The 10,498-nt window shown below is 60.4% G+C and carries 6 protein-coding genes; 4 read left to right on the top strand and 2 right to left on the bottom strand.

Features of this window, described 5'->3' with window-relative positions; translation table 11 throughout:
- A partial coding sequence (locus tag A9762_RS27780) for a biotin/lipoyl-containing protein (protein ID WP_305778323.1) occupies positions 1-641 on the bottom strand: 641 nt, incomplete at its 3' end.
- A gap of 95 nt (positions 642-736) precedes the next feature.
- Complete coding sequence (gene aceE, locus A9762_RS27775) at positions 737-3,424, bottom strand: pyruvate dehydrogenase (acetyl-transferring), homodimeric type (protein ID WP_069345160.1); 2,688 nt, start codon at positions 3,422-3,424, stop codon at positions 737-739.
- A 343-nt stretch (positions 3,425-3,767) separates the two neighbouring features.
- Here aceE and A9762_RS27770 point away from each other — a divergent pair, with 343 nt between their 5' ends.
- The 4 genes from A9762_RS27770 (at position 3,768) to A9762_RS27755 (ending at position 10,460) form a co-directional block, all read left to right on the top strand.
- Positions 3,768-6,251 (top strand): PAS domain S-box protein, encoded by a 2,484-nt coding sequence (locus tag A9762_RS27770; protein ID WP_240493738.1) that lies wholly within the window; start codon positions 3,768-3,770, stop codon positions 6,249-6,251.
- Positions 6,248-6,916, top strand: coding sequence for a response regulator transcription factor (locus A9762_RS27765; protein WP_069345158.1), 669 nt, complete (start codon positions 6,248-6,250; stop codon positions 6,914-6,916). Before A9762_RS27770 ends, A9762_RS27765 begins: the two co-directional genes overlap by 4 nt.
- Positions 6,917-7,187: 271 nt before the next feature.
- Positions 7,188-8,039, top strand: a complete 852-nt coding sequence (folD, locus tag A9762_RS27760; protein ID WP_069345157.1) for a bifunctional methylenetetrahydrofolate dehydrogenase/methenyltetrahydrofolate cyclohydrolase FolD — start codon at positions 7,188-7,190, stop codon at positions 8,037-8,039.
- A gap of 342 nt (positions 8,040-8,381) precedes the next feature.
- Entirely contained in the window at positions 8,382-10,460 is a 2,079-nt protein-coding gene (locus A9762_RS27755) for a M3 family metallopeptidase (protein WP_069345156.1), read from the top strand.
- Positions 10,461-10,498 lie beyond the last annotated feature (38 nt).

Below are 10,498 nucleotides of genomic sequence, written 5' to 3'. Positions count from 1 at the left end.
TCCTTCGCCGATGCAGCAGGTGCCGCCGCTGCGGCACCTTCGAGCACCAGAATCAGCGAACCTTCGGAGACCTTGTCGCCGACGTTCACCTTCAGTTCCTTCACAACGCCAGCGGCCGGGCTCGGCACATCCATCGACGCCTTGTCCGACTCCAGCGTCACCAGCGATTGCTCGGCCGTCACGGTGTCGCCCACCTTGACCAGCACTTCGATCACAGGCACATCGTCGTAGCCACCGATATCCGGCACCTTCACGTCGATCTTGCTCGTGCCACCGGCCGCCTGCGGCGCCGCCGGCGCGGCAGCCGGTGCAGGCGCTGCGGCAGGTGCTGCCGGTGCGGCTTGCGGTGCAGCAGCAGGCACAGGTGCCGCGGCACCATTAGCTTGCGCGGCCGAGCCGTTCGCCGTCTCGAGCGTCAGAATGACGGAACCTTCGGATACTTCGTCGCCAACCTTCAGGCTAAGCGCCTTGATGACGCCCGCGGCCGGGCTCGGCACATCCATGGTGGCCTTGTCCGACTCCAGCGTGATCAGGGCCTGCTCGGCGTCGATCTTGTCGCCCGCCTTCACCAGCACTTCGATTACGGGCAAGTCCTTGAAGTCACCGATATCGGGGACTTTCACTTCGATCACTTGACTCATTTTCCACAGTCTCCTCGAGGCTGCGCTTGACATGCAGCATGCGCCTGCCTGCCGCTGGGGGGCGGCCAACAGGCGCTCGCTGCATGCAGCGGCCTTTAGACGGTCATCGGGTTGGGTTTATTCGGATCCAGGTTGTACTTGGCGATGGCTTCGGCAACCTTGCTTGCCGGCAGCGTGCCTTCGTCGGCCAGTGCCTTGAGCGCCGCAACCGTGACCCAGTTACGATCCACCTCGAAGAAGTGACGCAGCTTTTCACGCGTATCCGAGCGACCATAACCGTCGGTACCCAGGACCACGTAGCGGCCACGGACGAACGGACGAATCTGATCTGCGTAAGTACGGATGTAGTCGGTCGATGCAATGACCGGACCACGCGTTTCATTGAGGCACTTCTCGACATGCGACAGGCGCGCCGTCTCGGTCGGGTGCAGCAGGTTGTGACGCGTGACGTCGTTACCTTCGCGGGCCAGCTCCGTGAAGCTCGGGCAGCTCCACAGGTCCGACTCGACGCCCCAATCGTTCTTGAGCATTTCAGCGGCGGCAATCACTTCGTTGAAGATCGTGCCCGAACCCAGCAGTTGCACGCGCGGTGCCTTGCCGTTGTCCGTACCGCGACGGAAAGCGTACATACCCTTCAGGATGTCCTGCTCCACGCCTTCCGGCATGGCCGGGTGTGCGTAGTTTTCGTTCATCACCGTCAGGTAGTAATACACGTCCTCCTGATCCTGCACCATGCGACGCAGGCCATCCTGAACGATCACAGCGAGTTCATACGCGAACGTCGGATCGTACGGCAGGCAATTCGGGATCGACGATGCCCACAGCAGCGAGTGACCGTCTTCGTGCTGAAGACCTTCGCCGTTCAGCGTCGTACGACCGGCCGTGCCGCCCACGAGGAAACCGCGAGCGCGCATGTCGCCAGCAGCCCACGCCAGATCGCCGATACGCTGGAAGCCGAACATCGAGTAGAAGATGTAGAACGGGATCATCGTCTCGCCGTGCGTCGAGTACGACGTCGCGGCTGCGATCCAGTCGCACATACCACCGGCTTCATTGATGCCTTCCTGCAGAATCTGACCGTTTTCAGATTCCTTGTAGAACATCAGTTGATCCTGATCCTGCGGGATGTAGCGCTGACCGACCTGGCTCCAGATACCGATCTGGCGGAACAGGCCTTCCATACCGAAGGTGCGGGACTCGTCCGGCACGATCGGCACGATGCGCTGGCCCAGCGCCTTGTCCTTGAGCAGCACATTGAGAATACGCACGAACGCCATCGTCGTCGAAATCTCACGGCCTTCGGCGGTCGCCTTGAGCAGTGCATCAAACGCGTTCAGCGCCGGGACCGGCAGCGAGGCAGCCTTGGTACGGCGCTGCGGCAGATAGCCACCGAGCTCCATACGGCGAGCGCGCATGTACTCCAGTTCCTTCGAACCATCCTCAAACTTGAGGTACGGCACGTCGGCAATCTGATCGTCCGAAATCGGCAGCTTGAACTGGTCGCGGAACTTCTTGAGCGACTCCACCGGCATCTTTTTCTGCTGGTGGGTGATGTTCATGGCCTGACCGGCTTCACCCATGCCATAGCCCTTGATGGTCTTGGCCAGAATGACGGTCGGCTGACCCTTGTGGGTCGTCGCAGCCTGATACGCGGCGTAGATCTTGTGCGGATCGTGACCACCACGGTTCAGCGCCCAGATGTCCTCATCCGACCAGTCAGCCACCATGGCCTTCAATGCCGGCGTATTGAAGAAATGCTCGCGAACGAAAGCGCCGTCCTTGGACTTGTACGTCTGATATTCGCCGTCCACGCATTCCATCATGCGCTTCATGAGCAAGCCCTGCTTGTCGCGGGCAAGCAGCGAATCCCAGCGGCTGCCCCAGATCACCTTGATCACGTTCCAGCCGGCGCCACGGAATTCGGATTCGAGTTCCTGAATGATCTTGCCGTTACCGCGCACCGGACCGTCCAGGCGCTGCAGGTTACAGTTGATCACGAACACGAGGTTGTCGAGCTGCTCGCGACCGGCCATGCCGATCGCGCCCAGCGATTCCGGCTCATCCGTCTCACCGTCGCCGAGGAACGCCCAGACCTTGCGGCCTTCGGTCTTCACGATGGAACGCGACTCGAGGTACTTCATGAAGCGCGCCTGGTAGATCGCCATGATCGGACCCAGACCCATCGACACCGTCGGGAATTGCCAGAAGTCCGGCATCAGCCACGGGTGCGGATACGACGACAGACCGCCGCCGTCCACTTCCTGACGGAAGTTCTCGAGCTGGGTCATTTCGAGACGGCCCAGCAGGAACGCGCGGCTGTACACGCCCGGCGACGAGTGACCCTGGACGAACACCAGATCACCACCGTGCTTGTCGGACGGCGCATGCCAGAAGTGATTGAAACCGACGTCGTAAAGCGTTGCGGCCGAGGCGAACGAGGCGATGTGACCGCCGACGTTCGTGTCCTTACCGGCACGCAGCACCATCGCGATCGCATTCCAGCGGGTGTACGAGCGAATCGTGTGCTCGACGTCCTGATCACCCGGAATACGGGCTTGCTGGTCGACGGGGATGGTGTTGATGTAGGGGGTGTTTGCCGAGAACGGGTGATGCTCACCGTTGATACGAGCGAACTCGATCAGCTTCTCGAGCAGGTAGTGCGCGCGCTCCGGGCCTTCGGCAGCCAGCACGCCTTCGAGCGAGGCCAGCCATTCTTGCGTTTCTTGGGGATCGGCGTCCGCAGGGGATACGATCTTCAGGGCTTCTTCAGGTACGGCGGACATGGTGTCTCCTTGTCTGTCGTTAGCGGGTTGGCATTAATGGTCGTAACCCGCTTCATGGACGGGCCTACCGGCATTTTTACCGGGGCATTGTACGAAGGATATTCCCGCCTTCGCAAGCGAAATTTCAGATTACGATAGCAATTTTCACAATACGGAATTCTGCTGCGGTGCACATAAAATCAAAGGGTTGCCGACCCCATCAGATCACGAATCGCAAGCGTACCGGTCGGTCTTGAGAGGACTTTGAGCGGCATTCTTACCGAAAAGATCGGACACTTCCGAAAAGCAGCGCTCGACCGACTATGACAGCGGGAAACGGGCTGGCCTGCGCTACAATCTCGCCATGCTTTCGCCACGCCTCGCAAACTCCTCCCCGCCGTCCCGGTCCGCTGCTACGCCAGCCCGCTCCAACCGTTGGTTGCAGGGGTTTGCGGAGTCGCATTACTACTTGCTGGTGCCGCTCGTCTCCATTGTGATCTTCCTCGTGGTGATGAGCTTGATCCTGTGGAGTCTGAACCGCCGGGAAACGGAGCAGCAGCAGGACACCCTGTATCGGAACGTCGCGTGGGCGCAGCAGCAGATCCGCCTTAACATGCTGGCCATCCAGGACCAGATCAGTTCCCTTGCGCGCGACACGGCTGCCAAACCTCAGGACGTCGCGCACTTCCAGAACACGGCTAGCGAGTTGATGCAGAATCATGCGGACATCGTCTTCATGAACTGGCTCGACGCGTCGCAGCGACCGAAATGGGCCGTCCCCGCCGACTCCCCGTTCGCCTCGCGTCTGCAAGGCTCGGCGCAACACCCGATGGAGGACGAACTCCTGGTGGCGTTTCGCGCAGCGCGCGACTCCCGACGCTCCGCCTATTCCACGCTGATCTACGACGCCTCCGGGGCAAGCTACATCGTCGTGCAGGTGCCGGTATTACGGGAACGAGAGTTTCTCGGCACCATCAGCGCGGTTTATTCGGTCGAAGGGCTGCTGATCCACGAACTACCGCAGGAACTGGGCGACAAGTTCAAGGTGTCGTTCATCGACACGCATAACAACGAGCTCGCCACGACCCCCACCCGACCGCCGTTGCCTCGCGACGTCTCCTACGAACTGCTGCTGGATCCACCAGGGCATAGTCTCGCGGTGCGGATCTACTCGTATCCGGCCGTCGGCAACTTCGTCAACAACACGCTGGTATGGTTGATCGCGGGGCTGTCCTGCTTCGTGCTGTGGAGTCTATGGAGCCTGTGGCGGCACACTCGCCAGCGATTCGAGGCACAGCAGGCGCTGTTCAATGAGACGTCTTTCCGACGCGCGATGGAAAACTCCATCGTGATCGGGATGCGAGTGCTCGACCTTCAGGGTCACATCACCTACGTGAACCCGGCGTTTTGCCGCATGACGGGCTGGGACGAGCCCGATCTCATGAATCGTGCACCGCCCTATCCGTACTGGCCCAAAGACGATATCCACGAAATGCAACGCCGCATCGATATGACGCTGCGTGGCAAAGCGCCGTCTCATGGCTTTGAAATTCGAGTGCAGCGCAAGGACGGTACGATTTTCTATGCGCGCATGTTCGTCTCGCCGCTCGTGGATGCCCACGGCCGCCAGACCGGCTGGATGTCCTCGCTCACGGACATCAGCGAACCCAAGCGGGCGCGCGAAGAACTTGCCGCCGCCCACGAACGATTCACGACGGTGCTGGAAAGCCTTGATGCCTCGGTGTCGGTGCTCGCCGTCGACAAGGCCGAACTGCTCTTTGCAAACCGCTACTACCGGCAATTGTTCGGCACTCGCCCCGAGGGCCATCTCGAATTGTCCGGCGGCGGCGAACTATCACCGACATCGCTCGACCACATCGACATGGTCGACGCGTTTGCCGGACTGCCCGCAGCGTCGCTGACCGATACGGCCGCAGAAACGCAGGAAATCTACCTGCCCACGCATCAGAAATGGTTCGAAGTCCGACGTCAATACATCCAATGGGTCGACGGACACCTCGCGCAGCTGCAGGTGGCGACGGACATTACGGCGCGACGCCACGCGGAAGAGCTCGCCCGCCAGGAAGAAGAACGCCTGCAATTTACGGGACGTTTGACGACGATGGGCGAAATGGCCTCCTCGCTCGCCCACGAGCTGAACCAGCCGCTTGCCGCCATCAACAATTACTGCATGGGCACCGCCGCGCTGGTGCGTGCGGGCCGCACGTCGCCGGAAACCTTACTGCCTGCGCTCGAAAAAACGTCTCAGCAAGCCGTACGGGCTGGCATGATCATCAAGCGGATTCGCGCGTTCGTGAAGCGTAGCGAACCGAAACGTCAACCGTCATCGATCTATGAGATCGTGGCAGATGCCGTGGGCCTCGCCGAGATCGAGGCACGCAAACGCCGCATTCGCATCGTCACCGAGCTTCCGGCAGGACTGCCACAGATCAACGTCGACCCGGTGCTGATCGAGCAGGTCCTGATGAACCTGCTCAAGAACGCTGCGGAGGCCATGCACGGCTATACGCCGCCGCCCGGTCAGCGACGCGATCCGACCGTGCGCCTGCACGTGGAAAGACGGGACAAATCCGTCGAATTCCAGGTATCCGATCACGGGCCTGGCGTCGACGAAGCGACTATCGAACGACTGTTTGAACCGTTCTTTAGTACTAAGTCGGACGGCATGGGCATGGGCCTGAATATTTGCCGTTCGATCATCGAATCGCATCACGGCCGTCTGTGGGTAGAAAACAATGAAATCGACGGCGTGCGGAATGGTTGTACTTTTTGTATTCTGTTACCGTTAGAAAGCGATACGACATCCGGATCCGGGGGAGGACTATGACGACACCCAATATCAATACCGATCAAGAAACCGTCTTTGTCGTCGATGACGACGAGGCTGTCCGCGACTCGCTTCGCTGGCTTCTCGAAGCCAATGGGTATCACGTGCGAGGCTTTGGCAGTGCAGACGATTTTCTTCAGTTCTGCGGCGACGTGACCCAGAGCAATCGCCCCAACAACCTCGTGGGCTGCCTGATCCTCGATGTCCGCATGCCGGGCATGAGTGGTCTTGAGCTCCAGGACGCGTTGATCGAGCGAAACATCAATCTTCCGATCATCTTCGTGACAGGGCACGGCGACGTGCCGATGGCCGTCGAGACGATGAAGAAGGGTGCGATGGATTTCATCGAAAAGCCGTTCGACGAAGCCGAACTTCGTTTGCAAGTCGAAAAGATGCTGTCGAAGGCTCGCCAGGAAGCCAGCAGCCATCGGGAACAGCAAGCGGCAGAGGAATTGCTGAGAAAGCTCACCAGCCGCGAGCATCAGGTATTGGAACGCATCATTGCCGGCCGCCTGAACAAGCAGATCGCCGACGATCTCGGCATCAGCATCAAGACGGTCGAAGCGCATCGCGCCAACATCATGGAAAAGCTGAACGTCAACACCGTTGCCGATCTGCTTCGTCTCGCGCTGTCGAAGCGTTCGAGCGGCTCGCCCCGCCCCTGAGTCAGTCGAAGGCATGACTGCCGTTGCATGAACAGCGCCGCGCTCATTCGTTGACCGGCGTCTGATTTGGCAGCACCGACGGGCGCATCAGCCGCCCGTCGCTCCCTTCCGCGCTTGCACGCGCCTATCCCGCCGGGACGGCCGACAGCCCTCTCCCGCCGGCCCCATCGCGCCGCTATAATACGGTCTTTGCTCATGTCACCCACGTGACTGGCGCTGCTGCATCCGGCCTGCGGGCCTGCCCCCATCCTTCATACGACATCCACGCATCATGACCGCCACCCTCATCGACGGCAACGCCCTCGCCAAACGCATTCGCGCCGAAGTCGCCACGCGCGCCGCCGCCCTCACTGCCCGTGGCCACCAGCCAGGCCTCGCCGTGGTCCTCGTTGGCGAGGATCTCGCCAGTCAGGTCTATGTGCGCAACAAGGTTAAGGCATGCGAAGACAATGGCCTGTATTCGTCGCTCGATCGCTACCCAGCAGACCTGACGGAAAGCGCCCTGCTCGCGCGTATCGATGAATTGAACCGCGATCCGAAGATCAACGGCATTCTCGTGCAACTGCCGCTGCCCAAGCACATCGACAGCCACAAGGTGCTCGAAGCCATTGCACCGGAAAAAGACGTCGATGGCTTCCACGTGTCGAACGCTGGCGCGTTGATGACCGGTGCACCGCTTTTCCGCCCGTGCACGCCTTATGGCTGCATGAAGATGCTCGAATCGGTGGAATTCCCGCTGCGTGGCGCGGTCGCCGTCGTGATTGGCGCATCGAACATCGTGGGCAAGCCGATGGCCATGATGCTGCTTCAGGCAGGTGCGACCGTCACGATTTGCAACAGCAAGACTCGTGATCTGGCCGCGCACACCCGCAACGCCGACGTGATCGTGGCAGCCGTGGGCAAGCGCAACATCGTCACCGCAGACATGGTCAAACCGGGTGCCGCGGTCATCGACGTGGGCATGAATCGTGACGACGAAGGCAAGCTGTGCGGCGACGTCGACTTCCAGGGCGTCAAGGAAGTGGCAGGCTTTATCACGCCGGTTCCCGGCGGTGTTGGCCCCATGACCATCACCATGCTGCTCGTCAATACGATCGAAGCCGCGGAGCGCGCGCTGGGCTGATCATCAATCACCGGCACGAGATGGCTGCATGGCAGGGCGCGCACGACCGAGCGGTCGTGCGCGCCCTTTTCATTGGGGCTCAAAACAGCCCACAGGTTTTGACGGCGAAATGTCCGGCAATTGCATCGGAACATCCCGAAAAACACGTCCGCGGTGAGTGACAAATTGTGCGCTCACCCCAGCGTCTGTTGCATCTGCTTTGCCGAAAATCCATACAAAACAAGGTTTGGCAGCGTTTTCCCACCGATTATCACCAATCGCTTCGGTTGAAAAAAACGACTGGAAAATTCGACAGGTTGCCCCCACACTCTTCGTAAGCCCCTTCAAGTGGATAACGAACGCATGAATACGCCGCAAACCAATCCTCTTCTCGATATCGAAGGACTTCCGCGTTTTGCCGAAATCCGCCCGGAACACGTCACGCCTGCTGTTGACGTGCTGCTCGAGCAGGCACGCGCAGCGGTGGACCGGGCAGCAGATCCCACTACGCCGGCGACCTGGGCCAATATTCTCGACGCCGTGGAAGACGGCACCGAAGGCCTGGGCCGCGCATGGGAGATCGTCGGACACCTTAACGCCGTTGCCGACACGCCTGAGTTGCGCGCGGCCTATAGCGAGAATCTGCCCCGCGTGACGGAGTTTTCGGCAAGCGTCGGCCAGAACCTCGCGCTGTTTGATAAGTACAAGGCGATCGCCGCCGGGACGGAGTTTGCCGAACTCTCGTCTGCGCGCAAGAAAATCCTCGACAACGAGATGCGCGGCTTCCGGTTGGGTGGCGCAGAGCTCCCAGAGGATCAGAAACCGCGATTTGCCGAGATCCAGGAAGCACAAGCGGATCTGGCCAAACGATTTTCCGACCACGTGCTTGACGCCACAAACAAGTTTTCGCTGGTCATTACCGACGAACAGGAAATTGCTGGCCTGCCAGACGACGACAAGGCGGCCGCACGTGCGGCTGCGGAGCGCGATGGCGTTGAAGGATGGAAATTCACACTGCATTTCCCGTCGTATTTCCCGGTCCTTCAGTACGCAGACAATCGCGCTCTGCGGGAAAAGCTCTATCTCGCGAACGTGACTCGCGCCTCAGAACTCGGTCCCAAGTTTGGTGATGGTGATGCGGGCTGGGACAATACCGGCATCGTCGTCGAGCAGTTGGCGCTGCGTCGAGAAGAGGCGCAAATGCTCGGCTTCAAGAATTACGCCGAGGTATCGCTCGAACCGAAGATGGCCGAATCGCCGGCACAAGTCCTTGAGTTCCTCGAAGATCTCGCTCGCCGCGCGCGACCCTATGCCGAACAGGACTGGGAAGAACTCCAGGCTTTTGCCGCACAGTCGCTCGGCATCGACAAACTGCAACCTTGGGACACGGCTTACGCGTCGGAGAAACTGCGTCAGCAGCGTTACGCTTTCTCCGAAACAGAAGTTCGCCAATACTTCCCGCTGCCCAAAGTGCTGGACGGTCTGTTCCGTGTCGCCGGCACTTTGTTCGGCGTCACGATCCGCCCGCAAGACGCCGAAACCTGGCACCCGGACGTGCGCTTCTTCCGCATCGAACGCGATGGCGAACTGGTCGCGCAGTTCTACATGGACCTGTTCGCACGCGAAGGCAAACGCGGCGGCGCATGGATGGACAGCGCCCGTACGCGCAAGCGCCTGCACGATGGCTCGCTGCAAACGCCTGTCGCCTATCTCGTCTGCAATTTCCCGGCACCGGTTGGCGACAAGCCTGCATTGCTGCCGCACGACGACGTCATCACGCTGTTCCACGAATTCGGTCACGGCCTGCATCACATGCTGACGCAGGTCGAAGATGCCGGTGTCGCAGGCATCAACGGTGTCGAATGGGATGCGGTGGAGTTGCCGTCGCAGTTCATGGAGAACTTCTGCTGGGAATGGGATGTGCTCGAACACATGACGGCACATGTCGAAACCGGCGCTCCGTTGCCTCGCGAGTTGTTCGACAAGATGATCGCGGCACGCAATTTCCAGAGCGGATTGATGATGCTGCGTCAGCTCGTGTTCTCCGACTTCGATATGCACCTGCACTACGACTTCGATCCGCACGGCAAGGAGTCTGTGCTCGAGGTTGCGCGCCGCATCAACGATCGTTTGCATGTGACGCCACAGGCAGAATTTTCGCGTTGGCCGAACACGTTCAGCCATATCTTCGCCGGCGGTTATGCGGCAGGGTATTACAGCTACAAATGGGCCGAGGTACTGTCCGCAGATGCTTACTCGGCGTTCGAAGAAGCAGCCAAGGTCAGTGGGTCGGTGCTGGATACCGCGACCGGTGCGCGCTACCGCGATGAGATTCTTGCGGTCGGTGGAAGCCGGGAGGCCATGGAGTCGTTCGTTGCCTTCCGCGGCCGCGCTCCGCAAGTGGACGCCCTGCTTCGCCATAGCGGCATGTCGGCAAGCTGACACTCGGCGAGCGTGTCGATAAAAAACGGGCGTCTGAC

Origin of the sequence: Pandoraea sp. ISTKB, from assembly GCF_001721285.1 — a bacterium.
GTDB classification, from domain to species: domain Bacteria; phylum Pseudomonadota; class Gammaproteobacteria; order Burkholderiales; family Burkholderiaceae; genus Pandoraea; species Pandoraea capi.
The sequence above is the reverse complement of the archived record's forward strand: the minus strand, read 5'-3'. Positions and strand labels throughout refer to the sequence as shown.

Excerpts from the sequence above, each read along its gene's own strand:
- A9762_RS27765 (WP_069345158.1), top strand. The coding sequence starts at position 6,248 with ATGACGACACCCAATATCAATACCGATCAAGAAACCGTCTTTGTCGTC.
- A9762_RS27770 (WP_240493738.1), top strand. The coding sequence starts at position 3,768 with ATGCTTTCGCCACGCCTCGCAAACTCCTCCCCGCCGTCCCGGTCCGCT.
- aceE (WP_069345160.1), bottom strand. The coding sequence starts at position 3,424 with ATGTCCGCCGTACCTGAAGAAGCCCTGAAGATCGTATCCCCTGCGGAC.
- A9762_RS27755 (WP_069345156.1), top strand. The coding sequence starts at position 8,382 with ATGAATACGCCGCAAACCAATCCTCTTCTCGATATCGAAGGACTTCCG.
- folD (WP_069345157.1), top strand. The coding sequence starts at position 7,188 with ATGACCGCCACCCTCATCGACGGCAACGCCCTCGCCAAACGCATTCGC.